Below are 26047 nucleotides of genomic sequence, written 5' to 3'. Positions count from 1 at the left end.
CACGCGGCGAGCGAAATCTAGCAACGATCCCGTCTCGTTGGCGCCGCCTTCAGCTACCTGATGGCAGCGGGATGGTGGCGGTGACGATGGTCCCCGAGCCGGGCCGGGAGCGGATGTTCAGCCGGCCGCCGACGATCTCGGCGCGTTCGGCCATCGACAACAACCCGTAGCCGCCCGTCTCGTCGGCGCCCAGCGGGCGCTCGAAGGTGTCGAAACCGATGCCGTTGTCGATGATCTCGAGCCGCGCATGTTCGGCGTCGGCCGCGAACTTCAGCAGCGCGTTGCTGGCGTGGGCGTGCTTCACGACGTTCTGCAGGCACTCCTGGGCGATTCGGTACAACGCCAGCTCGATGTGGTCGGGCAGCCGGACGTCGGTCAGTTCCACGTCGACGTCGAGCTGGCCGATGGACCGTGCCAGGCTCGCCAGCCCGCCGGCCAGCCCCAGGTCGTCGAGGACCGGTGGGCGCAGGTTCCCGATGGCGGCCCGGGCCTCACCGAGGGTCAGATCCACGAGTTCGCGGGCCAGCGTCAGCTGCTCGGCCGCGACGGCGGTGTCCGAGCCGACCGCCCGGCTGGCCGCGTCGAGCCGGTAGGACAGGGTCACCAGCCGCTGCGAAATGCCGTCGTGGATGTCGCCGGCCAGTCGGCGGCGCTCGATCTCCTGGGCTTCGATGACCTGCTCGACGAAATTCTCGTGGGCGCGTTCGCGGGCCACCAGCTGGCGGTGCAGCCGGGCCTGATGCATGGCCCCGGCGATCAGCCGGCCGATGACCAGCAGCAGCTCCACGTCGCGGGCGCTGAACTCCCGGCGTTCGACGGTGTGCACGTTGAGCACGCCGACCAGCCCACCCGGGTCGGTCTCCATCGGCACCGACACCATGGACGCGAAGTCACTGCCGCGCAGCGATTCGAACGGCCGGTAGCGCGGGTCGGATTCCTTGTCGTGGCTGATCACCACGGGTTCGCGATTGCTGGCCACCCATCCCGAGACGCCTTCGCCCAGCGGTAGCCGAATCTTGCCGACCTCCTGATCGAACGGCGGCGTGGCGCCCGTCAGGGTCAGCGACCGTTCGGTGTCGTCGAGCACGTGGACGAAGCAGACGTCGGTGCCGGTGGCCGCGGTGATCATCCGGGCGGCCGCCGCGGCCAGCGGCTCGACGCCGGGACCGCTCGAGGCGGCCTGGATCAGTTCGCGCAACAGGGCCAGTTCGCGGTCGGCGGTCAAGACCTCATTGCGCGGCGTCATCGGTAGATGCCCTCCCGCAGCGCGGTGGCCACCGCGCCCGCCCGGTCGCTGACGTCGAGCTTGCGATAGATCGCGCGCAGGTGACTCTTGACGGTCTCCTCGCCGATCACCAGCCGCGTCGCGATGCCGCGGTTGGACAGGCCGTCGACGACGAACGACAGGATCTCGCTTTCGCGCTGGGTGAGGCCCTGCCGGGCACCGGGCCAGAACTCGTCACGCTGCATGCGGGCGGCGGTGTCGGCAGCGCGCGCGGCCATGCTCGGGTCGATGGCGGTCGCGCCGCCGTGCACCAGCTCGAGCTGACGGACCAGGTCGTCACTGCTGATGCTCTTGAGCAGATACCCCGACGCGCCGACCCGAAGTGCCTGGTACAGGTACTGCTCGTCGTCGTACACCGACAGCATGACCACCTTGCGTTCCGGATCGCGTTCCCGCAGTTCACGGCACAGGTCCAGACCGCTGGCGCCCTGCATCCGGACGTCGCACAGCACGATGTCGGGCTGCAGTTCGTCGACCACGGCAGCGGCGCGTTCGGCCCCGACGGCCTGGCCGACCACCCGTACCCGGTCGCTGAAAGCGGCCAGCATGGCCTTGAGTCCCTCGATGACCATTTCGTGGTCGTCGACCAGGATCAGCCGAACCGGCGCAGCGTCGGCTTCGGGTTCGGCCGTCATGCGCGATCCGCCTGCGGCTTCTCGCTGGTGCTCATGGCATCACCTTAGAGCGGTGATTCGGCGCTGGTCGGGAGGACCGGCTGTGGACTGCCGGAGAAGTTCGTCCTGAATCTGGCCCGCCCAATCCCCCATTGGGGGGAGGCCCGGGATATGTGATGTAGGACACCCTGGTAGCCATGTCGGTGAGTTGTGTGGAGCGCACGTTCTGGTGGGATGTGGCGCGCCCGGCCCATGCCGTGATCGATCCGCTGCGTGCGGTGATCTTCGACCTGGACGGTGCGCTGGCCGATGTCGAGCGCGATGCACACCGGGTGGCGTTCAACGCCGCATTCGCCGAGCACGGGCTGGATATCTCCTGGTCGGTCGCCGAATACGGCCGGCTGGTCCGCATCGCCGACGAACAGCGCCGCATCGCCTCGGCACTGCGCCGGCGCGGCTACGGGCGGGTCAGCACCGAGATCGCGGCCCACGTGTACCGCACCAAGACCGACCTGTTCGAGGCGTCGGTGCTCGACGGCGACGTGAGCCCGCGCGACGGCCTCGCTGATCTGGCGGCCGGGCTGTTCGGCGCCGGGATCGCTGTCGCAGTGGTGAGCACCGGTACGCGCTCGTGGGTGGAGCCGCTGGTCCGGCAGCTGCTGGGCGCCGGCATCGCCGAAACCATCGTGACGCCCGACGATCTGCCGCATCCGACCCGTGACCCCGATCTGCACGGCCACGCGTTGTGGGAGCTGGGTCTGGGGCCGGAGAGCGCGCTGGCGGTGGCGGGCGGCGCCCGCGGTTTCCGCGCGGCACGGGCCGCCAAGCTGGCCACGCTGGTGATCACGACCGGCTATTCGACCGGCCACGAATTCCCCGGGGCGGTCCAGGTGCGCGCGGAGTACGACGGTCTGATGGCCGCCGGATGCGAGCGCCTACACAAGAACTGGTGGTCAGCCCAGGGCTGACCACCAGTTCGTCACAACTTTTCAATTGTCGAGGCGGGGCTTCATGCCCCGCCTCTTTCAGTGGTTCAGAACCACGGCAGGCTGATCTTCGGCAGGCCGATCTTCGGGAAGATCCGCGGGTGCGGCGGGAAGCCGATCTGCGGGTGCGGGATGTCCGGCATGCCGATCTTCGGCGCCTTCGGCAAGCCGATCTCCGGGTGCGGCAGGTCTTCCGGCTTGGGGAGCTTGGGGGCACCCAACTTGGTGAAGTCCGGCATTTCCGGCAGGCCGGCATTCGGCAGCTTCGGCAGGCCGATACCGGGCAGCTTCGGCGCGGCGAGCGCACCGAGCGAACCGATGGCCGGTGCGCCGATGGCCGGCAGACCGCCGAGGCTGGGGGCAGCCACCGCCGGAGCGGCCATGGCGGGAACCGCGAGAGCCGGCGCAGCGGCGGCGGAGGAGACCTTCGCGATGTCGCCGACGGCGGACAGGGTGCCGAAGGTGGCGGCGGTTGCGGCCGGTGCCACGGCGGACGCGGCGGTGGGCACCGCCGCAGCGGGCACCCCGGCAGCAGCGGCGTTCAGCAGCAGGCCACCGAGGCCGGTGACCAGGCCACCGAGACCGGCGTCGATCACCAGGCTGGGCAGGCTCAGGCCGGGCAGGCCGAGCGACAGCGGAATCGCGACGGTGGCCTCAGGTGGCTGCATGCTCGACAGGTTGATGGGCGGGAAGCCGCCCAGGCTCCAGTCGTCGCCCCAGTCCAGGCCGTTGTCGTTGTTGCGCGCCGTCTTGCCGGTCAGACCGCCGCCCGAGCTCGAGGTCGAGCTGGAGACGGTCTTGCTGCTGGCCGTGCCGAGGTCACCCGAAGGGGTGGTGGCCGACTCGTTGTTCTTGCTGGCCTGCTGGGTCTGCGTCGGCTGTGACGGGTCGGTACCCGGGTTGTTCGGGTTCACCGGACCGGGCGATGCGATGGCGATGCCGGCTCCGAAAAACGCCACAGCAATCGCCGTAGCCGAGGCCGTTGCCCCCTTGGCGGAAAATTTGAAAGTCATGCGGCGCGAATCCTCCCTGTGCGACCCACGCATCCTATGCCCTAATGCGCGCGGTGTCACAGTTAACTAACGAACACCACTGTGACGTGCGGTGATGGTGGGGCGGCGTCATTGACGGAGCAGATTGATTACCGCACTGAAGTCAAGATCGGCATGCTCGGCGGCAAACTTCGCGTAGATGTCCGCGGCATGGCTGCCGAGGGGTGCCGACGATCCTGTCGAGCGCACCGCAGCCATCGCCAGACCGAGGTCCTTGTTCATCAGTGCGGTGGCGAAGCCGGGCTGGAAATCGTTGTTCGCGGGGGAGGTGGGCACCGGCCCGGGCACCGGGCAGTTCACCTGGACGGCCCAGCAGTTGCCGGTCGCCCCGGTGATCACGTCGAACAGCGACTGCTTGTCCAGGCCGAGGTGCTCGGCGAGCACGAACGCCTCACCGATCGCGATCTGCTGGACGGCGAGCACCATGTTGTTGCACACCTTGGCGGCCTGGCCCGCGCCGGACGCGCCACAGTGGATGATCTTGCCGGCCATGGGCTCGAGGACCGTGCGTCCGCGCTCGACGGCCTCGGGCTCGCCGCCGACCATGAACGCCAGGGTGCCGGCCGTCGCGCCCTTCACCCCGCCGGACACCGGGGCGTCCAGTTGGGCGAAGCCGTGCTCCAGGGCCAGCCGGTGCACCTCGCGGGCATCGTCGACCGAGATGGTGGAGGAGTCGATGAACAGCGTGCCGGGGGCGGCCGCCGGCATGACGTCGGCGTAGCAGCTCTTCACCAGGTCGCCGTTGGGCAGCATGGTGATGACGACGTCGGCGCCGGCCACCGCCTCCGGGCCGCTGTCGAAGGTGGTCGCGCCGTGGTCCCGCGCTGCCTGTGCCGCCGCCGGGACCGGGTCGAAGCCGTGCACGGTGTGCCCGGCCGCGATCAGGTTCGCCGCCATCGGGCCGCCCATGTGGCCCAGGCCCAGGAATGCAATCGTCGCCATCGGATGGTCCTCCCTAGTCTTCTGTCTAAACCGGTTTCCGGGCACTGGCTGAGGCAGCCCGCCCGATGACCACGCGCATGATCTCGTTCGTCCCCTCCAGGATGCGGTGCACCCGGAGATCGCGGACGATCTTCTCCAACCCGTACTCGCGCAGGTAGCCGTAGCCGCCGTGCAACTGCAACGCCTGGTCGGCCACCGTGTAGCAGGCCTCGGTGACGTGCAGTTTGGCCATGGCGCACAGTTCCACCTTGCGCGGATTGTTGGTGTCGAGCGCAGTTGCCGCCCGCCACAACATGTTTCGCGAGGTTTCCAAGGTCGTCGCCATATCGGCGAGGGTGAACCGGATGGTCGGCTCGTCGATCAGCGCCGCACCGAACGCCTCGCGCGAGGCCAGGTAGCCGAGCGCCTTGTCGTAGGCCGCCTGCGCGCCGCCCAGCGAGCAGGCGGCGATGTTGATGCGGCCGCCGTTGAGGCCGTTCATCGCGATGGAGAAGCCGGTGCCCTCGCCGTCCGAACCGCCGAGCATGGCTTCGGCGGGCACCCGCACACCTTCCAGGATCACCTGGGCGGTGGGCTGCGCATGCCAGCCCATCTTCTCCTCGTTGGCGCCGAAACTCAGTCCGGGTGTGTCCTTTTCGATGATGAACGCGGAGATGCCGCGCGGTCCGTCCGCACCCGTCCGGGCCATCACGACGTAGACGTCGGAGACGCCCGCACCGGAGATGAACTGCTTGACCCCGTCCAGCACGTAGTAGTCGCCGTCGCGAACGGCCTTGGTGCGCAAGGCCGCCGCGTCGCTGCCGGCGCCCGGCTCGGTCAGGCAGTAGCTGGCGATGGCCTCCATCGAGGCCAGCTTCGGCAGCCAGGTCTTGCGCTGTTCCGGCGTGCCGTAGCTGTCCACCATCCAGGCGCACATGTTGTGGATCGACAGGAACGCCGCGATGGTCGGGTCGGCGGTGGCGAGCTGCTCGAAGATCCGCACCCCGTCCAACCGTCGCAGCCCGCTGCCGCCCACGTCGTCACTGCAGTAGATGGCCGCCATGCCGAGCTCGGCCGCTTCCCGCAGCACATCGGTGGGGAAATGATCGTCGGCATCCCACGCCAAAGCGTTTGGTGCCAGCCGTTTTTCGGCGAACGCGGCCGCCGTCTCGGCGATCACGCGTTCGTCGTCGTCCAGTCCGAAAAGATCGATGCTCAACGCCGGGCCTTACTTGAAGGTCGGGATCGAGAACTCGGCCCCGTCCTTGATGCCCGACGGCCAGCGCTCGGTGACGGTCTTGACCTTGGTGTAGAACTGGATCGACGCCGTCCCGTACTGGTTGAGGTCGCCGAAGCCGGAGCGCTTCCAGCCGCCAAAGCTGTGGTAGGACACCGGAACCGGGATCGGCACGTTGACGCCGACCATGCCGACCTGCACGCGCGAGACGAAGTCGCGGGCGGTGTCGCCGTCGCGGGTGAACACCGCGACGCCGTTGCCGTACTCGTGCTCCGACGGCAGGCGCAGCGCCTCCTCGTAGTCGTGGGCGCGCACGATGACCAGGACCGGGCCGAAGATTTCGTCGGTGTAGATCGACATGTCGGGGGTGACGTGGTCGAACAGGGTGGGGCCCATGAAGAAGCCGCCGGACAGGTCGGCATCGTCGAACGTCAGGTCGTCGCTGGCGCGTTCGCGGCCGTCGACCACCAACTCGGCGCCGGCGTCCACGCCCTGGCCGATGTAGTTGCGCACCCGCTCCAGCGCCGCGCCGGTGACCAGTGGGCCGTAGTCGGCCTTCGGGTCCAGGCTGTGGCCGACGCGCAGCTGGTTGACACGCTCAACGAGCTTGTTGCGCAACCGGTTTGCGGTCTCCTCGCCAACGGGCACCGCGACGCTGATGGCCATGCAGCGCTCACCGGCGCTGCCGTAGCCGGCGCCGATCAACGCGTCGACGGCCTGGTCCAGGTCGGCGTCGGGCATCACGATCATGTGGTTCTTGGCGCCACCGAAGCACTGTGCGCGCTTACCGTTGGCGGCGGCGTTCGAGTAGATGTACTGCGCGATGTCGGTGCTGCCGACGAAGCCGACGGCCTTGACGTCCGGGTGCTGCAGGATGGCGTCGACGGCCTCCTTGTCGCCGTTGACGACCTGCAGGACGCCGGCGGGCAGGCCCGCCTCGATGAACAACTCGGCCAGGCGCAGCGGCACCGAGGGGTCGCGCTCGGACGGCTTGATGATGATGGCGTTGCCGCAGGCCAGCGCCGGGCCGGCCTTCCAGAGCGGGATCATGGCCGGGAAGTTGAACGGGGTGATGCCGGCGACGACGCCGAGGGGCTGGCGCATCGAGTACACGTCGATGCCGGAACCGGCGCCCTCGGTGAACTCGCCCTTCATCAGGTGTGGGATGCCGACGGCGAACTCGATCACCTCGACGCCGCGCTGGATGTCGCCGAGCGAATCCTCGAAGGTCTTGCCGTGCTCCAGGGACAGCAGGCGGGCCAGCTCGTCCCTGTTCTGGTTGACCAGGTCGATGAACTTCATCAGCACCCGCGAGCGGCGCTGCGGGTTCCAGGAAGCCCATTCCCGTTGCGCGACAACGGCACCCGCCACCGCGGTGTCGACGTCGGCTACCGATGCCAGCAGCACCTGGGCCTGGGTCTGGCCGGTGCTGGGGTTGAGCACGTCGGCGGTGCGGGTGGATTCGCCGGTGGTGCGCTGGCCGTTGATGAAGTGCGGAATCTGGGTGGTCATGACATCCGTCCAAAGAGAGTTCGGGTTCCTCGACTCACGCGCCGAGATACTTGCATATCCTAGTAATTTGGAGTGGGTGTTGGCAAGGGGGTAGCGGCATGGCCTCGAACGCGGTAGCCCGCTGTGGTTGCTCAGGGGGAGATCCGAATTACCCGACTTCTTTGCGGTTGCCTGACCAATTGCCGAAAAACTTGTCAGGATTGATGCGGCGAGATGCTCCTACATACAGGCGAGGCCAACCGGGCCGAGCGTAGGAAAGGCGGAGCACAATGGCTGCGAAGTTGAATCGATTGGTTGCTGGAATTGCCGCGGCAGTAGCAATTCCAGCAGCTCTGGCGGGTGCCGGTACCGCGCACGCGAACCCGTTGGGCGTGAATCCGGTGCCGCACTACGGCGGCATCTGGATCGGTTGGAGCGGCGGCAGCGGGGGTACCTGGTGCACCTACACCTCGGACTGGTTCACCACCAGGGCCTACCAGAATTCAGCCGGCGAGGCAGGCTTCTTCGTTCCGGGTGTTCCGCTCAACAGGTTCTGGGACATCAACGTCAACTGCGACAACGGCGACACCGGTATTTACCCGGGCTACTACTACTGAGCATGGGAGAACCGCGCCAATGAGCGCGCTTGTCGACTGGGACGAAGCGCCCGACGAGGACCTTGCCCGCGCGGCCGCCTCGGGCGACCGCGCGGCGTTCGCCGCGATCTACGACCGCTACGCGGACCGGCTCAACGACTTTGTCGTGCGCATGGTCCGCGACAGTGACGCCGCCGCCGACTGTGTGCATGAGGCGTTCTGCACCGCGGCGACCGGGCTGTCGAAGCTCCGTCAGCCCGAGAAGCTGCGGCCGTGGTTGTATGCGGTGTCGCGGTCGCAGGCATTGCGGCACATTCAGCGCCGCAAGTTCGAGCAACCGGCCGACGACGAGTACCTGGATGGCGCCTCGGGCGAGGCCGGTCCAGATGCCCTCGCTGAGCAGGACGACCTGGCCCAATTGATCCGGGAGGCCTGTGGCGGCCTGTCGGAGCGGGACCGTGAGGTCATCGAATTGAGTTATCGGCACGGCCTCGACGGACCGGAACTCGGCAAGGCGCTCGGCGTCAGCCCGGCGACCGCCAACACCCTGACGCATCGGGCACGGGAAATGGTCGGCCGCTCGCTCGGTGCGCTGTTGGTGGCGCGGCAGACGCGGCAGGATCCGGCGCGATGCCCGGATCTTGCTGCAGTGCTTGATGGTTGGGACGGAACGATGACGGTCTTGATGCGCAAGCGCATCGCCCGGCACATCGAATCGTGTCCCGAGTGTGAATCCGAACGGTGCCGCCGGGTGAGCCCAGCGGCGCTACTTGGTGCGGTGCCCTTCATTCCGGCCCCGAAGGAACTTCGGGATGCCACGCTCGCGGACATTCAGTTAGTCTGCCTGACAACGGATTTGGCCGGCGGCGCCGATGCGGCCCCGGCGGGCGCTGACACCGCGCCGGTGGAGGAGCGGCGCCGCCGTCCCGTGCGGCCGATCAGCCTGGCCGTTGGTGCGCTGGTGCTGCTGTTGGGCGCTCTAATCTGGACGTTCGCCGGGCCCGGTCGCCAGGACCGTGAACCGGCCGATAGCGGCATCACGGTTCCCCTGGAAACGCCTGCCACGACGCCGCTTTCAGCTCCGCCGAGCACGCCGCGGAGCGCGTCGTCACCGTCCAGCGCACCTGGGCCACTTGTGCCCGGGGTATCGACCAAATCCGCCCCACCGCCGCCGGTGGCCACGAGTCTGCAACCGCAGCCACAACAGAATTGGCCGGCTGCCGAACCGCCACAGTCGCCGCCACCGCCATCGCCGGAGCGCACGGTCAGCAGACCCGGACCGGTGACGCGTCCCCCGATGTCGGTTGCGCCGCCCTCGTTCGAAGCGCCGCCGCCGCCCACCGGTGACCCGGGTAATTCAGGCCGGAGATGAAGCGGGCTGTGGCCCGCCTCGGCGGCGCCCGGGTCAACGACTTCAGCGCACGGAACCGTTGACCCTGACGTGACGGCGCACCGCACTCGAACAACTGCGCCCTGGATGCAGGGTCAACTCGACTTCGGCGCAGGGACCCGTTGACCTTGACGTGACGGCGTACGCCACTCGGACAACTGCGCCCTGGATGCAGGATCAACTCGACTTCGGCGCACGGGATCGTTGACCCTGACGTGACGGCGCACGCCACTCGCACCGGCACCGCCACAGTGGCGGTGCCGCTCTCCTCGGTTTGTTCAGCTTGGACTGAGGGATGTCAGCCGGCATCCAGGGACAGGTTCGGATTGACCGGCGGGGTTTTCTCGGGGCTCGGAATCGCGAGCGGCCCCTTCAGCACCGGCCCATCGGGTTTGGGTGCCGGCGGCTTCGGCGGCGCCGCCGGCGGAACCGGCAGATTGATGATGATCGGCGGGAAACTCGGCAACGGCTGTGCGGGCGGGGCCGGTACCTCCTCCGGTGCGGGAGCAGGTGGTGCCATCTCGGGGGCGGGAGCCGCCGCGGGCGCCGCGGTGACGAGGGGTGCTGGCGGCCGCTGCGGCGCGGCCACGGGGACGTAGTCGGGAACGTTCGGGGCGACCGGCTCCACCGTGATCTGTGCGGTGGAGGGTGCCGGAAGTGCTGCGGGGGGCTCCACTCGAACGACCGGAGCGGCCGCGGGCATGGCAGCCGAGCCGCCGGCGGCGCTCACCGAGGTGCTGGTGTCGACCGAGTTGATTGCGGCGAGTGCCACGGCGGCCGATGCCACGATCACACTGGCCGCGCCACCCAAGGCGAGTGCCACGCGGCGTCGGGCCCAGCGGCCGTCGTCGATGGTGTCGGCAGCGATGGCGTCGTCCTCAACCACATCGGGCATATCGGGATCGTCGCTGTACGCGAGCCTGGAGAAGGCCACCGAACGCGGGCCGGCGTCGACGACGTCGGCGGCGATGGTGTTGTCAGTGTCGGGGTTCCACGGGGTATTCGAATAGTCGCTCATGCAGGTATGAGCAGTACCGGCAGCCGAGTCTGACAAGTTTTCCGCGGCGATTTGGATCTGTGCCGAAAAAAGTGTCCCCGCTGTCCGGGGGTCGCGCTCCTACCTATGACAGAGCCCGCACAGGGCGCCTGCACCACCACACAAGGAGCACGAAATGAGCAACAACCACACCCCGGCCAAGCGGCCGTCGTTCGCGAAGCGGGCCGCCACCGCGGCACTGCTGTCCGGCAGCATTGCCCTGGCCGGTTTGGGTCTGACGGCGGGTACCGCGCAGGCGCAGCCATCCGCCCCGGTACCGCAGACCTGGGGCTACCAGTACTGCTCGTGGGCATGGTGGGACTGGGAGCACTGCCACTACTACTGGGACTGGCACAACTGGGACTGGAAGCACCACGACAAGAAGCACTGACTGTCCGTGGCTTCTGGATTCGAGGCGCAGCCGGGCGCGGTATTGAACCGGGTCCGCGCTGCCCTCGTTCCCAACGTATGAACCCGACGCCGACGCATATCGATTCGGCAAATCAGTTTGCCTTCGCCGGATTAGCATCAGTGCATACCGGCGTTCGATCGCCAATGGGAGCACGTCTCATGACCGCAGTGCCAGATTGGGACATCGTCAGCGACGCCGACTTGGTCGGCGCCGCGCTCTCCGGGGACCGCATGGCGTTTGCCGGCATCTATGACCGCTACGCCGATCGGCTGCACGACTTCTGCGTCGGCATGGTCCGCGACCGTGATGCCGCCGCTGACTGCGTCCAGGACGTGTTCTGCACCGCGGCAACGGCTTTGGACAAGCTGCGGGAGCCCGACAAACTGCGCCCCTGGCTGTACGCGATCGCCCGGAACGAGGCGCTGCGCCGGATTCGGCAGCGGCGTCGCGAAGAACCGTCCGAAGACCTGCCCGACGAGGCGTCCGACGATGCCGGACCGGACACGATGGCGGCCCGAAACGAACTGGCCAACCTGGTCGCCGAGGCGGCCGGTGGGCTGTCCGACCGGGACCGCGCGGTGCTGGAGCTGGGTTACCGCCACGGACTGGACGGGCCCGAGCTCGCCGAGGCGCTGGGCGTCAGCACCGCCAGCGCCAAGAAGATCATGCAGCGGCTGCGCGACACCATGGAACGCTCGCTGGGCGCACTGCTGGTTGCGCGCCGCGGCCAACAAGGAAACAACTGCGCTGAGTTGGGCGCGATCCTCGCGGGGTGGGACGGGACCTTCACCATCCTGATGCGCAAGCGGATCGCCCGTCACATCGAAAGCTGCCCGACGTGCGATCAGGACCGTCGCCGGATGGTCAACCCGGTCGCGCTGCTCGGTGGCACGCCGCTGTTCATCCCCGCGCCGACGTGGCTGCGCGACCGCACGCTGAATCGCATTCAGCTGACCGCAGCCAACACGGATCTGACTGGCGCGCTCACCCAGGCGCAGGGTTCGTTGCCGGATGCGCCGACCGAGCAATTCGCCGCGGTCGACGGGGCCGACGGGGAACCCGCAGCCACCCAGCCACCGAGCCGCGTGATGCTGACGATGTCGCTGTTGATCGGCATTCCGCTGATCGTGCTGGCGTTGACGATCGCCTGGCGGTACGAAACCAACGCCCCCGTCACCCCGAAAGGGGTCACTACCTCGGTGACCTCGTCGCCCAGCTCCACGCCCGAAAATTCGGCGACGACGACCGTCGCCCCCGCGCCGCCATCGACGCCGACCGCCGTCGTGACCGCCCCGGCCGAGCCGACAGCGGTCCGTCCGCCCCCGGTGGTGCCGCCGCCGCAGCAGACACCGGTCCCGCTACCGCCGGCCGCGCCGGTCGTGACACCTCCGCCGTCGACACGGCCGGTGCCGCCGCCCCGACGTCCGCGGCCGCCCGTCGTCAGCGAAGAACCGTCGCCGCCGAGCCAACAGCCGCCCGTGGTCACCGAGCCGTCGCCGTCGCCAACCCCGCCGCCGACGACGCATCGGCCACCGCGGCCGCTGCCCCCGATCGACGTGGGCCCGGTCGAGCCGGTGACGACGACGCCGCCGCCTCCAGTGATCTATTGACCCGGCTGATCTCGAACCGCCGAAAAAACTCGCCAAAAGTTGTCCCGATGTGGGTGCCGTGCGGCTCCTACCAGTAAGCGCAGCCCAATCGGGCCGGCACGAACGACACAGGAGCACGCCATGTCCACCGCCATGACCGCCACATTCCCGAACCTGGAGTTCTCGTCTGACACAACCAGCGGCACCCTGCACGGGGCGCCGACGATGCCATTCGGTGCGCTCGCCTGGTCACTGGCCGAACCGGAAGAACCCGTGGTCCAGCGCCCGCTCCCGGCCGCCCCCGTCGCATCGACGAGAACGCAGCGAACCAGGCGGGTGGCGCTCGTCGCGATGTTGTTCGGCGGGGTCACCGTCGTTGCCGCACTCGGTGCGATTGCGCTCGGCGCCGACGATTCACCGTCGACGCCGTTGGCCGTCGTCGACCACACCCGATCGGCCCCGTACGTGGCGCCGGCGCCGGCCCCGATGCCGACCGTCAATCACGTGGCTGCCCCGGCACCGGTGCCGGTCGTCAATGTCGTCACCGCTCCGGTCGTCGCACCGCCGAAAGCGGTCGCTCCCGCGCAGCCGATTGCCGCGCCGCCCGTCGCCGAGACCCCGACGCAGCAGCGGCCGCACTGGACCTGGCTGCGCCGCATCCTGCAGCAGCACCACGACGACCACCAAGACCAAAAGCGCTGAGCGCCTGGGGTTTTTACCCCCGCAAGCCCAGCGGGCCCGCCAGTGCCGTCAACGTCGGCAGCAGCTTGTCCCAACCGCCCAGCACCTGGATGGTCAGGTGGTCGGCGCCGGCGTCGAGATGCTCGGTGAGACGGGCGGCGATGGCGTCGGGCGTGCCGTGCGCGACCACCGCGTCGATCAACGCATCACTACCCGGCTTGGCGATGTCGTCCTCGGAAAAGCCGAGCCGGCGCCAATTGTTCAGGTAATTACTGAGATTCAGGTAGAAGTCGACGGTCTGGCGGCCGATGGCCCGGGCCTCTTCGGCGGCCGCGGCAGAACCGTCGGTCAGCACCACCTTGTGCTCGGGTGCGAGGAATGCGTCCGGTCCGATGAGCGTGCGCGCCTCGGCGGTGTGCTCGGGGGTGGTCAGGTACGGGTGTGCGCCGGCGCTGCGATCGGCCGCCAGCCGCAACACCTTAGGGCCGAGGGCCGCCACCACCCGGCGCGCCACCGGAACGCCCGCGGCATCCAGTTCGTCGAGGTATTCGACGAGGACGTCGTACGGCTTGCGGTACTCCTTGGTGTGTTCGGGATGGCCGATGCCGACACCCAAAACGAACCGCCCCGGATACGCGGCTTCGATGCGGTGATACGACTCGGCGACCTGCGCCGCGGGCGCGGTCCACACGTTGACGATGCCGGTGGCCACCTGCAGCTTCTCCGTCGCGGCCAACAGCGGCTCGACGAACGCCAGGTCGCCGGCGGGGGAGCCGCCCGGCCACACCGCGCCGTACCCCAGTTTCTCGATCTCGGCCGCCTGCTCGGGTTGCGGGGCCCCGAATGTCCACACCCCGAAGCGGCCCAGGTTCAGCTGGCTCATGCGTGATCCCTCCAGTTACCGCAGGCCCAGCGGGCCGGCGAGTTCGGTCAGTGCGGGCACCAAGTTCTCCGGTGACGTCAGCACCTGGACCGGCACGTGGTCGGCGCCGGCGTCGAGATGCTGCTTGAGTCGGGCGGCGATGGCGTCGACCGTGCCGTAGGCGACCACCGCGTCGACGAGCCGGTCACTGCCGGGCTTGGCGACGTCAGAGTCAGTGAACCCCAACCGCTTCCAGCTGTTGAGGTAATTGTTCAGATTGAGGTAAATCTCCAGGGCCTTGCGCCCGACCGCGCGCGCCTTGTCCGCGTCCGTCGTCAGGATCGCCTTGTGCTCGGGCGCCAGGAACGCGTCCGGCCCGATCAGTTCACGCGCCTGCGCGGTGTGCTCCGGAGTGGTCAGGTACGGGTGCGCACCCGCGCTGCGGCGCGCCGAGAGCTTGAGTACCTGCGGGCCGAGCGCGGCCACCACCCGGTGTTCTTTCGGCACCCCGTACTCGTCGAGCTTGTCGAGGTATTCGGTGAGCGCGTCGATGGGCTTGCGGTACTCCGTGTGGGCCTCGGGATGGCCGACGCCGATGCCGAGCAGGAACCGGCCGGGATAGGCGGTGTTGATGCGGTGGAACGACTCGGCCACCGGTCCGGCCGCCGCCGTCCAGATGTTGACGATGCCCGTCGCGACCTTCAGCCGCTCGGTCGCGCCGAGCAGTGGCTCGACCCAGTCCAGTGCCGCGGGCGGTGAACCACCGACCCAGATGGCGCCGTAGCCCAGCGCTTCGATTTCTGTCGCCTGTTGCGGCGTCGCGCCGCGTCCGAATACGCCGTAGCGCCCGAGGTCTGGTTTGGTCACCTCTGCGGCAACTCCCGGGCGCGGGCGGCTATTCCGTTCGGCGCTCGGTGAGCAGAACTATCCCAATGTCGCGGCCGGAAACTCTTCTGGCGCCGGTGCGTGCAGGGGCAACGTGACGATGAACGTGGTGTCACCCGGTTTGGACTCGACGTAGATGTTCCCGTGGTGCTTTTCGCAGATGATGCGCCACGCCAGGTCCAGCCCGAGCCCCGTGCCTTCGCCGAACGGTTTGGTCGTGAAGAACGGGGTGAAGATGCGCTCGATGACGTCGGCCGGAATGCCCGGGCCGTTGTCGTTGATCTCGATCCGGACGGTGTCGCCGACGCGCCTGGTGCGGATCGTCAGCACTCCGCAGCCCTTCATGGCCTGCAGTGCGTTGTCGATGATGTTGGTCCAGACCTGATTGAGATCGGCTGGGTAGCACTGCAATTCGGGCAGGGCCGGGTCGTATTCCTTGACCACCTTGACGCAGGTGGTGCCGTCCTTGCCGATGCGGTCGCCGAACATCATGAGCGTGCTGCGCAGCAGCTCGTGCACGTTGGCGTTCTGGTACGGGGCCCGGTCCATCTGGGAGTACTGCTTGGCACCGGCGAGCAGGGTCGAAATCCGTTTGCTCGCTTCGGAAATCTCGCACATCAGCAGCTCGGTGTCGATGGTGTACTTCAGCCAGCCCAGTGCGCCCTGCAGCGTCGCCGACGAGTCGGCGCACCCGATGGATGACGAAATGCCTTCCAGCCAAGCGACATCCAGACCGGCGTCGACAAAGGTGGGTGCGTAGTCCCAGGCGGATGCGATGTCGTGATCCTCCAGCCATTCGCCGATCGCGTCTTCGCGGTCGGAAGCCTCGATGGCGGACAGCTCTTGGTTTCTGGCCTTGAGCACCTGATCGGCGATGCCTTCCTGGATGCCGACCAGGACCCGCAGCGACTGCGGGCTGACCTGTCCGTCGGCCAGCATGGCCAGCTTGTGCCGCATCTTGCCGATCCGGTCGTGCAGGTCGGCGACGGCGCGGGCGGTCGCGGCCGCCGGATTGTTCAGCTGATGGGTGAGCCCGGCCGAGAGCTGGCCCAGGGCGAGGAGCTTTTCGCGCTGGCCGACGATCTGCCGGCCGCGCCGGCCGCCGACCTTGTGCCCCTCCAGCAAGTGCACCGCCATGGGGAATTCCTTGCGCATGAAGTCGGCGTAGGCGTTGGCGTCCAGGACGAAGAACCGCGACGGCTTGGTCACCCGCACCGACGCCTCATAGACCGGTTGTTCGTCCGGAATGTAGGCGGACCACGCGCCGCAATAGACGCCACGCATGGACGTGCGGTTGGTCTCGATGTCGATGCCGCCGGACTTCATCGACATCACCAGCTCGCCGTCGAGCATCACGTAGAAGCAGGTGGCCGGTTCACCCTCGGTGCACACCGGGCCGGGCTCGAACGTCGCGATGTGACCGTTGGCGCACAGCGTGTCCAACTGCTCGTCGGTCAACGCCTCGAACAGGAACAGCGTCTTCAGTTCACTACGCGCGCACGTTTCGCCCATACCGGTCTCCTCCTACGTTTCGGCCAGATACCGGTGCACCAGCATCACTGCCATCGAGCCTTCGCCAACCGCGGCTGCGACCCGTTTGGCCGATTCAGCGCGGACATCTCCTGCAACAAACACACCGGGCACACTTGTTTCCAAGTGGTGCGGCGGCCGGTCCAGGTTCCAGCCGCACACGTCCTTGAGGTCCGGTCCGGTGAGGATGAAGCCGTGGTCGTCGCGGGCGATGCCGGCGTTCTCCAGCCATTGGGTTCGCGGGGTGGCGCCGATGAAACAACACAGCCGTGAGCAGTCGACCTTCTCCCGCTCGTCGGTCTTGTTGTCGACCAGCCACAGCCCGGTCAGGTGCCCGTCCTCGCCGCAGGTGTCGACCACCTCGGTACAGGTGCGGACGCTGATGTTGGGCGTGTTCTCGATCTGCTGGATCAGGTAGTAGGACATCGACGCCTCCAGCGACGGTCCGCGTACCAGCAGCGTCACCGACTTGGCCTGCTGGGACATGAACATCGCGGCCTGGCCGGCCGAGTTCGCGCCGCCCACGATGTAGACGTCCTCGCCGGCGCATTCGGAGGCCTGCGACACGGAGGCGCCGTAGAAGACGCCGTTGCCGACGTAGCTGTTGCCGACGTCCTCGGGGTTGTCCCAGCACCCGCTCACCTGTAGGTGCCGGTAGTCGACGCCGGTGGCCAGGATGACGGACCGGGCGGTGATGCTCTGGCCGTCGTCGAAGGTCAGCGTCTTGCTGGCCAGCGCCGAGACGTCCAGCCCGACGACCTCGCGGGTGGTGATGACCTCGGCGGCGAAGCGCTCGGCCTGCCGGCGGGCCGACGTCGTCAGCTCGGCGCCCGAGATCCCGGTCTCGAAGCCCAGGTAGTTCTCGATCCGCGAGCTGCGGCCCGCCTGGCCGCCGGTGGTGGTGCGCTCGATCAGGACCGTGCGCAGACCCTCGGACGCGCCGTACACCGCGGCCGCCAGGCCGGCGGGGCCACCGCCGATGACGGCCAGGTCGTACATGTCCAGCGACGGTGTGGTGGCCAGGCCAAGCATCTCGGCCAGCTGCACGTCCGTCGGCTGGACCAGCGTCTCGCCCTGCTCGGAGATCACCACGGGCAGCTCGAGGCCGTCCAGCCCCGCCGCGGTCAGCAGCTGCTTGCCCTTGGCCTCGTCCGACGAATACGCGCGGTAGTAGTGCTGGTTGCGGGCCAGGAACTGGCGGACCTCCCACGAGCGGGGATTCCACCGGTGGCCGATCACCTTCGTGTGCGGAACCGCGCGGTCGCCGACCTCGTGCCACGCCTCCAGCAGGCCGTCGATGATCGGGTACAGCTTCTCCTCGGGCGGGTCCCACGGCTTGAGCAGGTAGTGGTCGAGGTCGACCAGGTTGATGGCGTTGATCGCGGCGTGGGTGTCCGCGTACGCGGTCAGCAGCACGCGCCGGGCCAGCGGGAACACGTCCATGGCCAGTTCCAGGAAGTCGATGCCGCTCATCTCCGGCATCTGGTAGTCGGCGATGAACATCGCCACGGTGTCGCCCCGTAGCTGTAGCTCGTTGATCGCGACCAGCGCGTCCTGTCCTGATTCGGCGCGCACGATCCGATAGCGTGCGCCGTAGTGTTTACGCAGGTCGCGGGCTACCGCCCGGGACACTGCCGGATCATCGTCAACGGTGAGAATCACCGGATTGCGAGCCGGGGAAGCGGGTCCAGTCATCGCTGTTCATTATGCGCCCTGACTTGCGAAGACGATGGGTGCACCTGGGGTTGGCCGAGGGGCTTCGCTGATTTTGGTACCTGGGGTCAGAGCGGGTATCGTGGACCAACGGTGCAGCTTCTGCGCCGGCTCTTTGCGTGCTCTGTTCTGAAGTTCCCCGGAATTTCCTGGCATTAAGTCCACGTTCTTGTAGCCGGGGTGGGGTCTGCGCCAAGCACGGGCGTATGAGATACGAAACCGAAGAACCAGAGGATTACCAAAGAGTATGGCCAAGAAAGATGGCGCCATCGAGGTCGAGGGTCGCGTGATCGAGCCCCTGCCCAATGCGATGTTCCGCATTGAGCTGGAGAACGGTCACAAGGTGCTCGCCCATATCAGCGGCAAGATGCGGCAGCACTACATCCGCATCCTGCCGGAGGACCGTGTCGTAGTGGAGCTGTCTCCGTACGACCTGTCCCGTGGCCGCATCGTTTACCGCTACAAGTAGCGACGAGCGTCAGCGAGTCACTACCGGCGGGTACAGCAACGCGCCCCGCACCTCCAAAGCACTACCAATTCAGAACAGAGAAAAGGATCGCTAAGTCGTGAAGGTGAACCCGAGCGTCAAGCCGATCTGCGACAAGTGCAGGGTGATCCGCCGGCACGGGCGGGTCATGGTCATCTGCTCCGACCCGCGCCACAAGCAGCGGCAGGGCTAGTCCCCGAAGCAGTAGGCACCACCCAAAACTGAATGCAGACCTCCCAGTACCACTGAGCGAATAGGTCGCTCAACCACGTCCGGCACGGAGGCCGGACCCCGAACAAGACGGGGAACGGACTGGGATCAGACCTCCGCAACGAAAAGGAACACTGCCTGATGGCACGTCTCATGGGCGTTGATCTCCCGCGCGACAAGCGCATGGAGATCGCGCTGACCTACATCTACGGCATCGGCCGTACCCGCAGCCAGGAAATCCTGGCCGCCACCAGCATCGACCGGGACCTGCGCACCAAGGATCTCACCGACGACCAGGTGACCCAGCTGCGCGACTACATCGAAGGCAACCTCAAGGTCGAGGGTGACCTGCGCCGCGAGGTGCAGGCCGACATCCGTCGCAAGATCGAGATCGGTTGCTACCAGGGCCTGCGCCACCGTCGTGGCCTGCCCGTGCGTGGCCAGCGCACCAAGACCAACGCGCGTACCCGCAAGGGCCCGAAGCGCACCATCGCCGGCAAGAAGAAGGCCAGGTAAGTAAATGGCACCCACCAAGAAAGCCGGCGCTGCTTCGAAGCGCGGCAAGCCCACTCGTCGCCGGGAAAAGAAGAACGTCCCGCACGGCGCCGCTCACATCAAGAGCACGTTCAACAACACCATCGTCTCGATCACCGATCCCCAGGGCAACGTCATTGCCTGGGCCTCGTCGGGTCACGTCGGCTTCAAGGGTTCGCGCAAGAGCACCCCGTTCGCCGCGCAGCTCGCCGCCGAGAACGCTGCCCGCAAGGCGCAGGAGCACGGTGTCAAGAAGGTCGACGTCTTCGTGAAGGGTCCGGGTTCGGGCCGCGAGACCGCGATCCGTTCGCTGCAGGCTGCCGGCCTCGAGGTTGGCGCGATTTCTGACGTCACGCCGCAGCCGCACAACGGCTGCCGTCCGCCCAAGCGGCGCCGGGTCTAGGGAGGATCTGAAAAATGGCTCGTTATACCGGACCCGCCACCCGCAAGTCGCGCCGTCTCGGCGTCGACCTCGTCGGTGACGATCAGTCGTTCGAAAAGCGCCCCTACCCGCCCGGCCAGCACGGCCGCGCGCGGATCAAGGAGAGCGAATACCGCACCCAGCTGCAGGAGAAGCAGAAGGCTCGCTTCACCTACGGCGTCATGGAGAAGCAGTTCCGCAAGTACTACGAGGAAGCCAACCGCAAGGCTGGCAAGACTGGTGAGAACCTGCTGCAGATCCTCGAAAGCCGTCTGGACAACGTCGTGTACCGCGCCGGTCTGGCCCGTACCCGCCGCATGGCCCGCCAGCTGGTCAGCCACGGTCACTTCACCGTCAACGGTGTCAAGGTGAACATCCCGAGCTACCGGGTGTCGCAGTACGACATCATCGACATCAAGTCGAAGTCGCTGAACACCCTGCCGTTCCAGATCGCTCGCGAGGTCGCCGGCGATCGTCCGGTGCCGTCGTGGCTGCAGGTTGTCGGCGAGCGTCAGCGCATCCTCGTGCACCAGCTGCCCGAGCGCGCCCAGATCGTCGTGCCGCTCACCGAGCAGCTGATCGTCGAGTTCTACTCGAAGTAATTCGAGGTCATGGTGCCCGGCCAATCCCGGTCGGGCACCAACCAAACCGGCATCAAATAGCGGGTGCCGAGAAGGAGATAGAAAATGCTGATTTCTCAGCGTCCCACCCTGTCCGAGGACGTGCTGGCCGAAAACCGGTCGCGGTTCACCATCGAACCGCTGGAGCCTGGCTTCGGTTACACCCTGGGCAACTCGCTGCGGCGCACGCTGCTGTCGTCCATCCCGGGCGCAGCGGTCACCAGCATCCGCATCGATGGTGTGCTGCACGAGTTCACCACCGTCCCCGGGGTCAAGGAAGACGTCACCGACATCATCCTGAACCTCAAGGGCCTGGTCGTTTCCTCGGAAGAGGACGAGCCGGTCACCATGTACCTGCGCAAGCAGGGCCCGGGCGCCGTCACCGCCGGTGACATCGTGCCCCCGGCCGGTGTGACGGTGCACAACCCGGACATGCACATCGCCACCCTCAACGACAAGGGCAAGCTGGAGGTCGAGCTCGTCGTCGAGCGCGGTCGCGGTTACGTCCCGGCCGTGCAGAACAAGGCTTCGGGTGCCGAGATCGGCCGTATCCCGGTCGACTCGATCTACTCGCCGGTGCTGAAGGTCACCTACAAGGTGGAGGCCACCCGCGTCGAGCAGCGCACCGACTTCGACAAGCTGATCCTCGATGTCGAGACCAAGAACTCGATCGCCCCGCGTGACGCCCTGGCTTCGGCCGGCAAGACGTTGGTCGAGCTGTTCGGTCTGGCCCGCGAGCTCAACGTCGAGGCCGAGGGCATCGAGATCGGCCCGTCGCCGGCCGAGGCAGACCACATCGCCTCGTTCGCGCTGCCGATCGACGACCTGGAGCTGACCGTGCGGTCGTACAACTGCCTCAAGCGCGAGGGTGTGCACACCGTCGGCGAGCTGGTCTCGCGTACCGAGTCGGACCTGCTGGACATCCGTAACTTCGGTCAGAAGTCCATCGACGAGGTCAAGATCAAGCTGCACCAGCTGGGTCTGTCGCTCAAGGACAGCCCGGCCACGTTCGACCCGTCGCAGGTCGCCGGCTACGACGTGGCCACCGGCACCTGGAACAGCGATGCCAGCTACGACCTGGACGCCGACCAGGACTACGCCGAAACCGAACAGCTTTAAACAGAGAAGTTCCGTCCCGGCCCTACCTGATACGGGGGCCGGCCCCAATTAGGAGAAGTTGCAATGCCTAAGCCCACAAAGGGTGCTCGCCTCGGCGGGTCGTCGTCACACCAGAAGGCGATCCTGGCCAACCTGGCCACCTCGCTGTTCGAGCACGGCCGCATCAAGACCACCGATGCCAAGGCCCGGGCGTTGCGTCCGTACGCCGAGAAGCTCATCACCCACGCCAAGAAGGGCGCGCTGCACAACCGGCGCGAGGTGATGAAGAAGATCCGCGACAAGGACGTGGTGCACACCCTGTTCGCCGAGATCGCACCGCACTTCGCGGACCGCGAGGGCGGCTACACCCGCATCATCAAGGTCGAGAACCGCAAGGGCGACAACGCCCCCATGGCCGTGATCGAGCTGGTCCGGGAGAAGACCGTCGCCTCCGAGGCCGACCGCGCCCGTCGCGCCGCCGCCGCTCAGGCTGCTGCCGCTCCGGTCGAGGCTCCGGCTGAGGAAGCCGCTGCCGAAGCTCCGGTTGCCGAGGTCGAGGCTGCCGACGAGGGCATCGCCGATGCTCAGACCGCTGAGGCCGAGGCTGAGGCGACCGAGGATGAGGCCAAGTCCTAATCAGGTTGTGAACGACATGCCCGCCATCGAATCCGATGGCGGGCATGTTCGTTTACGCCTGGATATCTCGTACGACGGCACCGAATTCGCCGGCTGGGCACCGCAGGCCGGGCAGCGCACGGTCGCCGGTGTCATCGAGGAGACGCTGTCGACGGTGTTCCGCGAGCCGGTGCGGTTGGTCACTGCCGGTCGTACCGACACCGGAGTTCATGCGACTGGTCAGGTCGCGCACGTCGATGTGCCGTCTGCCGCACTGGGTTTCGCCTATCCGCGCACCCGTCGCGATGGTGACCCCGAGTTTCTGCCGCTGGTGCGCCGGCTCGCGCGGTTCCTGCCCGCCGATGTACGGGTACGCCAGATCGTCCGTGCGGCACCCGGTTTCGACGCCCGGTTCTCCGCGTTGCGGCGACACTACGAATACCGGCTGTCGTTGGCGCCGTATGGGGTAGAGCCGCAGCAGACCCGCTTCATCACGCCATGGCCGCGACCGTTGGATCTGGACGCGATGACGGCGGCTTCGCAGGAGTTGTTGGGGCTGCAGGATTTTGCGGGCTTCTGCCGATTCCGGGAGGGGGCGACGACCATCCGGGACCTGCAACGGCTGGAATGGCAGCGCTCGGGTGACCTGGTCACCGCCTACGTGACGGCCGACGCCTTCTGCTGGAACATGGTGCGCTCGCTGGTCGGTGCGCTGCTCGCGGTGGGGGTGGGTCGTCGTGAACCCGGTTGGATCGCAGGCCTTTTGGCGGCCGACAGCCGGTCCAGCGAGTACACCGCCGCCCCGGCGCGGGGCCTGACACTGGTGTCGGTGGACTACCCGCCCGACGATCAATTGGCGTCGCGCATCAACGTCACCCGCGACCTGCGCACGCTCGACTGACCGTCGCGGCTAAGGGGCCGGAGGAGCCGGTGGGGCCGGCGGTGGTGCCAATCGGGCCGCGACGAAGTCGGCCGCCTGGGCGACCATGCCGGACCCGATGTACCCGTCCTGCAAGTGATTTGACCAATCGGCCTGCAGTTGCGTGATGGTCTGGGGAAGTCCGTCCATACAGACGGGATCGGTGCCATTGCACTGGTCGATGGTCCGATCCCCGTAGGCCGGGCTGATGTTGCCGCCACCCATGCGGTGGGTGAAGTTGCCGAACAGCGCCACCGCGGCGATGTGAGAGTCCATCCCGGGCGGCAACGGCCTGTCGAACCCGAATCCCTTGTTGTCCGAGGACAACGCCATGGTTGCGGACGCCGCGCCCAGCGAGTATCCGCCGATCACCAGCCTGGTGTCGGGACACCGCGACGCCATGTCCTGAATGCGTGAGCTGATGTCGTTGGCGCCCTGCGGGATTTCGATATTGGCCGGGTAGTTCACCGCATAGACCCCGACATTCAGCGGTGTTTTGGCGCGCAACGCGTCGACGAAGGCGGTTCCCACCCGGCCGATGCCGGGGCGTTCATTGCGGCCGCGGGCGAAGACCACCTCCACCTGCGGGCAGGGGTCGGCCGACGCGGCGCCGATGAATACCGACGGCGCGGCGGTCGTCGACACCACCAGCGCAGTGGCGACGGACGCTGCCGCGCCAACCACGGCGACGGCAGACCGAACGGAATTCAGGACGGAGCGGGGGACCATGGCTGGAGTCTAGCCGCGCGTCACAATCGCGCCGCTACGAACTTCGCGGCCTGGTTCACCATGCCGGACTTGATGTACCCGGGCGCGAGGTGGTCCTGCCACTCGGCACGCCACCTGGAGGGGCTGCTCGGATTGCAGACCGGGTCATCGGAATGGCAGAGGTCGATGGTGCGGTTCTGGTACGTCGAACTGAATGCCGTGATGGGAGCTGCCCAGTTGACGCCGTTGCCGAACAGGGCCACCGCCGCGATGTGCTGATCGGTGCCGCGGGGCAACGGGCTGTTGTAGGTGAACGCCGAAATGGGCACCGCGATAACCAGATCCGTGGCGGCAGCGCCCAATGAGTAACCGCCGAGCACGATCTTGGTAGCGGGGCAGTTGCGGGCAAGCCATTGCACGCGCCGGCTCATGTCATTGGCGCCCATGTCGACCTGGGTGTCCGCCGGGTAATTCACCGAGTACAGAGTGATATTCGGGCCGCGGAGCTGGCGCAGCGCGGTGACGAACGCGGCCCCGACCTGTCCGGGGCCGGGCGGTTCCATCCGGCCCCGGGCGAACACGACTTCCGCTGGTGCGCAATTGGCGGCGGCGTTCGCCACACCAATGTCCGTGAGTAACACGGACATTGGTGCGGCGCCGACAGTCAGAGCGGTGATCAGCACAGCAGACGTACGGCGGCCAATCACAAATCCGATGGTATCTCGACGAATTGACGGTCTCGTCGAGAAAAGATGCCAGCCTTACAACAATCCGGCGACGAAATTGGCCGCGGCGTTGGTCGCGCCACCCGCGTACGTCTTGTGCGCGTCTACGACCTGACCGTCGGTCTGGCAGATCGGGTCACCCGCGTTGCACAGGTCGATGACCTTGCCGCCCCACACCGGGCTGGCCGTCAACGGCAGGCCCAGCTTGGCAGACGGATTGCCGAACACCGCGATCGCGGCGACGTGACCGGCGGCCTCGGGCGGCAGCGGGTTGTTGAAGCCGACGCCCGGAACCGGGATGGCGCCGATGACGTCCATCACGGCCGCGCCCTGCGAGTAGCCGCCGAGCACCTGTCGGGTGCCCGGGCAGTTGTCGGCCATCCACTGGATGTGGGCGCTGGCGTCGTTGGCGCCGTCAGCGGCAGCCAGGAAGTCGTACGACGCCGGGTAGACGACGGCGTAGGACCCGACGGACCGGCCGCCGACCTTGTTGCGCAACTGGTTGACGAACGCTCCGCCGACCCTGCCCAGGCCGGGGTCTTCGGACGTGCCGCGCGCGAAGGTCACCTCGATGTCGGGGCAGTTAGCGGCAGCGGCGACGCCGACGGCACCCAGGGATGGCGGTGTCAGCACGGTGACGCCGGCGATGACTACGGTGGTTGCGGTGCCGGCGAAGACGCGGCGCAGTGCACTGATGATCACACCGAATCTTAACCGCGGTTCCGGATGCGGTTCCGCGCCAGACGCTTAGCCGCCGGTCAGAGGCGGGATGCGATGAACTGTGCGGCCTGCCCGATGTACTCGGACGTCTCGTAGCGCGAGTGTGCGAACGGGTTGCGGCCGCGCGAGCAGATCGGGTCGCCCAACAGGCACAGATCGACCGAGCGGTTGGAGAACAGTCCCATTGAATCCAGCGGGTGGCTGAACTTGGCTGACGGATTGCCGAATACCGCGGCGGCCGCGACTCGGCTCGCGAGGCCGGCGGGCAGCGGCGGTGCCGAGCCGACTTCGCCGATCCGGTCGCCGAGCGGCGGAATGCCCGCCAGCATGTCGACCACTGCGGCGCCCTGCGAGTAACCACCCAGCACGATCTTGGTACTGGGGCATTGCTGCGCCATCAGGGCGATGCGGTTCTGTGCGTCTGTGGCGCCGTCCTGCGCGGTGAGGAAGTCATAGGACGCCGGGTAGTCGACGGCGTAGCCAGTGACGGTGCGGCTCCCGACCAGGGGCTGCAGCGCGTCGACCAGTACCGAGCCGACGCGGCCCATGCCGGGGTCGTCGTGCGTGCCGCGCGCGAAGATCACCTCGATGTTCGGGCAGGGGTCTGCCTTGGCCGGTGCCGACGGCAGCAGCGCGGAACTGGAGATGACGGCGGCGGCGATCGCGGCCACGCGGACCGACGTGCTGAGCAAGGTCACGCGGGCCATCTT

Annotated in this window: 29 protein-coding genes; 14 read left to right on the top strand and 15 right to left on the bottom strand. The window is 67.5% G+C overall.

Annotated elements, in window-relative coordinates:
- Positions 1 to 49: 49 nt before the first annotated feature.
- Positions 50 to 1246, bottom strand: coding sequence for a GAF domain-containing sensor histidine kinase (locus AC1U2B_RS15115; RefSeq protein ID WP_260937489.1), 1197 nt, complete (start codon positions 1244 to 1246; stop codon positions 50 to 52).
- A complete protein-coding gene (locus AC1U2B_RS15110; protein ID WP_043401826.1) occupies positions 1243 to 1920 on the bottom strand; it encodes a response regulator in 678 nt (225 codons plus the stop codon). Before AC1U2B_RS15110 ends, AC1U2B_RS15115 begins: the two co-directional genes overlap by 4 nt.
- A 176-nt stretch (positions 1921 to 2096) precedes the next feature.
- On the opposite strand from AC1U2B_RS15110, the gene AC1U2B_RS15105 reads away from it, so the two are divergent.
- A complete protein-coding gene (locus AC1U2B_RS15105) occupies positions 2097 to 2867 on the top strand; it encodes an HAD family hydrolase (RefSeq protein ID WP_480217425.1) in 771 nt (256 codons plus the stop codon).
- Positions 2868 to 2932: 65 nt separating this feature from the next.
- Here the strand turns inward: AC1U2B_RS15105 and AC1U2B_RS15100 are convergent, their stop codons facing one another.
- The 4 genes from AC1U2B_RS15100 to AC1U2B_RS15085 all read right to left on the bottom strand — a co-directional run bounded on the left by AC1U2B_RS15100 (position 2933) and on the right by AC1U2B_RS15085 (position 7607).
- Positions 2933 to 3844 carry a hypothetical protein gene (locus AC1U2B_RS15100; RefSeq protein WP_480217424.1) on the bottom strand — a complete coding sequence of 304 codons (912 nt, stop codon included), beginning with the start codon at positions 3842 to 3844 and terminating at the stop codon, positions 2933 to 2935.
- Positions 3845 to 4006: 162 nt separating this feature from the next.
- Complete coding sequence (gene mmsB, locus AC1U2B_RS15095) at positions 4007 to 4879, bottom strand: 3-hydroxyisobutyrate dehydrogenase (RefSeq protein ID WP_480217423.1); 873 nt, start codon at positions 4877 to 4879, stop codon at positions 4007 to 4009.
- A 25-nt stretch (positions 4880 to 4904) separates the two neighbouring features.
- Entirely contained in the window at positions 4905 to 6071 is a 1167-nt protein-coding gene (locus AC1U2B_RS15090; RefSeq protein ID WP_480217745.1) for an acyl-CoA dehydrogenase family protein, read from the bottom strand.
- Between the two features lie 15 nt (positions 6072 to 6086).
- The gene (locus tag AC1U2B_RS15085; protein WP_260937499.1) at positions 6087 to 7607 is read right to left on the bottom strand and encodes a CoA-acylating methylmalonate-semialdehyde dehydrogenase; all 1521 of its coding nucleotides are present in this window, start codon (positions 7605 to 7607) and stop codon (positions 6087 to 6089) included.
- 269 nt (positions 7608 to 7876) lie between these two features.
- Between AC1U2B_RS15085 and AC1U2B_RS15080 the strand changes: the two genes are divergently transcribed.
- Both AC1U2B_RS15080 and AC1U2B_RS15075 read left to right on the top strand, forming a co-directional pair.
- On the top strand, positions 7877 to 8203 hold the full coding sequence (locus AC1U2B_RS15080; RefSeq protein WP_131630669.1) for a hypothetical protein: 327 nt from the start codon (positions 7877 to 7879) through the stop codon (positions 8201 to 8203).
- 19 nt (positions 8204 to 8222) lie between these two features.
- A complete protein-coding gene (locus tag AC1U2B_RS15075; RefSeq protein ID WP_480217422.1) occupies positions 8223 to 9554 on the top strand; it encodes an RNA polymerase sigma factor in 1332 nt (443 codons plus the stop codon).
- 316 nt (positions 9555 to 9870) lie between these two features.
- On the opposite strand, the gene AC1U2B_RS15070 is transcribed toward AC1U2B_RS15075, so the two are convergent.
- Complete coding sequence (locus AC1U2B_RS15070) at positions 9871 to 10590, bottom strand: hypothetical protein (protein WP_480217421.1); 720 nt, start codon at positions 10588 to 10590, stop codon at positions 9871 to 9873.
- Positions 10591 to 10744: 154 nt separating this feature from the next.
- Here AC1U2B_RS15070 and AC1U2B_RS15065 point away from each other — a divergent pair, with 154 nt between their 5' ends.
- The 3 genes from AC1U2B_RS15065 to AC1U2B_RS15055 all read left to right on the top strand — a co-directional run bounded on the left by AC1U2B_RS15065 (position 10745) and on the right by AC1U2B_RS15055 (position 13311).
- A complete protein-coding gene (locus AC1U2B_RS15065) occupies positions 10745 to 10999 on the top strand; it encodes a hypothetical protein (RefSeq protein ID WP_480217420.1) in 255 nt (84 codons plus the stop codon).
- A gap of 179 nt (positions 11000 to 11178) precedes the next feature.
- Positions 11179 to 12630, top strand: coding sequence for an RNA polymerase sigma factor (locus tag AC1U2B_RS15060; RefSeq protein ID WP_480217419.1), 1452 nt, complete (start codon positions 11179 to 11181; stop codon positions 12628 to 12630).
- Positions 12631 to 12750: 120 nt separating this feature from the next.
- Positions 12751 to 13311, top strand: coding sequence for a hypothetical protein (locus AC1U2B_RS15055; RefSeq protein WP_480217418.1), 561 nt, complete (start codon positions 12751 to 12753; stop codon positions 13309 to 13311).
- Positions 13312 to 13324: 13 nt separating this feature from the next.
- Here AC1U2B_RS15055 and AC1U2B_RS15050 read toward each other — a convergent pair whose 3' ends face one another.
- From AC1U2B_RS15050 to AC1U2B_RS15035, 4 genes are read right to left on the bottom strand one after another with little or no spacing between them, the layout of a single operon-like run.
- The gene (locus AC1U2B_RS15050) at positions 13325 to 14173 is read right to left on the bottom strand and encodes an LLM class F420-dependent oxidoreductase (protein ID WP_480217417.1); all 849 of its coding nucleotides are present in this window, start codon (positions 14171 to 14173) and stop codon (positions 13325 to 13327) included.
- Positions 14174 to 14188: 15 nt separating this feature from the next.
- Complete coding sequence (locus AC1U2B_RS15045) at positions 14189 to 15019, bottom strand: LLM class F420-dependent oxidoreductase (RefSeq protein ID WP_480217416.1); 831 nt, start codon at positions 15017 to 15019, stop codon at positions 14189 to 14191.
- Between the two features lie 57 nt (positions 15020 to 15076).
- Positions 15077 to 16549 (bottom strand): ATP-binding protein, encoded by a 1473-nt coding sequence (locus AC1U2B_RS15040; RefSeq protein ID WP_043401861.1) that lies wholly within the window; start codon positions 16547 to 16549, stop codon positions 15077 to 15079.
- Between the two features lie 12 nt (positions 16550 to 16561).
- Positions 16562 to 18262, bottom strand: a complete 1701-nt coding sequence (locus tag AC1U2B_RS15035; protein ID WP_043401863.1) for an NAD(P)/FAD-dependent oxidoreductase — start codon at positions 18260 to 18262, stop codon at positions 16562 to 16564.
- 265 nt (positions 18263 to 18527) lie between these two features.
- On the opposite strand from AC1U2B_RS15035, the gene infA reads away from it, so the two are divergent.
- The 8 genes from infA to truA all read left to right on the top strand — a co-directional run bounded on the left by infA (position 18528) and on the right by truA (position 23166).
- A complete protein-coding gene (infA, locus tag AC1U2B_RS15030) occupies positions 18528 to 18749 on the top strand; it encodes a translation initiation factor IF-1 (RefSeq protein ID WP_003886926.1) in 222 nt (73 codons plus the stop codon).
- A gap of 97 nt (positions 18750 to 18846) precedes the next feature.
- Complete coding sequence (gene rpmJ / locus AC1U2B_RS15025; protein ID WP_003879483.1) at positions 18847 to 18960, top strand: 50S ribosomal protein L36; 114 nt, start codon at positions 18847 to 18849, stop codon at positions 18958 to 18960.
- A 158-nt stretch (positions 18961 to 19118) separates the two neighbouring features.
- Positions 19119 to 19493: a 30S ribosomal protein S13 gene (gene rpsM / locus AC1U2B_RS15020; protein ID WP_043401867.1), complete on the top strand. Its 375-nt coding sequence runs from the start codon at positions 19119 to 19121 to the stop codon at positions 19491 to 19493.
- A 4-nt stretch (positions 19494 to 19497) separates the two neighbouring features.
- Positions 19498 to 19914 (top strand): 30S ribosomal protein S11, encoded by a 417-nt coding sequence (gene rpsK / locus AC1U2B_RS15015; RefSeq protein WP_020101461.1) that lies wholly within the window; start codon positions 19498 to 19500, stop codon positions 19912 to 19914.
- Positions 19915 to 19928: 14 nt separating this feature from the next.
- Positions 19929 to 20534 (top strand): 30S ribosomal protein S4, encoded by a 606-nt coding sequence (gene rpsD / locus AC1U2B_RS15010; protein ID WP_043401870.1) that lies wholly within the window; start codon positions 19929 to 19931, stop codon positions 20532 to 20534.
- An 84-nt stretch (positions 20535 to 20618) separates the two neighbouring features.
- Complete coding sequence (locus AC1U2B_RS15005; protein ID WP_020101463.1) at positions 20619 to 21671, top strand: DNA-directed RNA polymerase subunit alpha; 1053 nt, start codon at positions 20619 to 20621, stop codon at positions 21669 to 21671.
- Between the two features lie 63 nt (positions 21672 to 21734).
- Positions 21735 to 22286 carry a 50S ribosomal protein L17 gene (gene rplQ, locus AC1U2B_RS15000; protein WP_480217415.1) on the top strand — a complete coding sequence of 184 codons (552 nt, stop codon included), beginning with the start codon at positions 21735 to 21737 and terminating at the stop codon, positions 22284 to 22286.
- 16 nt (positions 22287 to 22302) lie between these two features.
- Complete coding sequence (gene truA, locus AC1U2B_RS14995) at positions 22303 to 23166, top strand: tRNA pseudouridine(38-40) synthase TruA (protein ID WP_480217414.1); 864 nt, start codon at positions 22303 to 22305, stop codon at positions 23164 to 23166.
- A gap of 9 nt (positions 23167 to 23175) precedes the next feature.
- Here truA and AC1U2B_RS14990 read toward each other — a convergent pair whose 3' ends face one another.
- From AC1U2B_RS14990 to AC1U2B_RS14975, 4 genes are all read right to left on the bottom strand, one after another.
- Positions 23176 to 23913, bottom strand: coding sequence for a cutinase family protein (locus AC1U2B_RS14990; RefSeq protein ID WP_480217413.1), 738 nt, complete (start codon positions 23911 to 23913; stop codon positions 23176 to 23178).
- Between the two features lie 20 nt (positions 23914 to 23933).
- Positions 23934 to 24539, bottom strand: coding sequence for a cutinase family protein (locus AC1U2B_RS14985; protein ID WP_480217744.1), 606 nt, complete (start codon positions 24537 to 24539; stop codon positions 23934 to 23936).
- Between the two features lie 114 nt (positions 24540 to 24653).
- On the bottom strand, positions 24654 to 25319 hold the full coding sequence (locus AC1U2B_RS14980; protein ID WP_081936855.1) for a cutinase family protein: 666 nt from the start codon (positions 25317 to 25319) through the stop codon (positions 24654 to 24656).
- Between the two features lie 56 nt (positions 25320 to 25375).
- Positions 25376 to 26044, bottom strand: a complete 669-nt coding sequence (locus tag AC1U2B_RS14975; protein ID WP_480217412.1) for a cutinase family protein — start codon at positions 26042 to 26044, stop codon at positions 25376 to 25378.
- Positions 26045 to 26047 lie beyond the last annotated feature (3 nt).

Source organism: Mycolicibacterium sp. P4_G11 (assembly GCF_056555145.1).
Note: the sequence above shows the minus strand (reverse complement) of the source record. Positions and strands in the feature narration are given on the sequence as shown.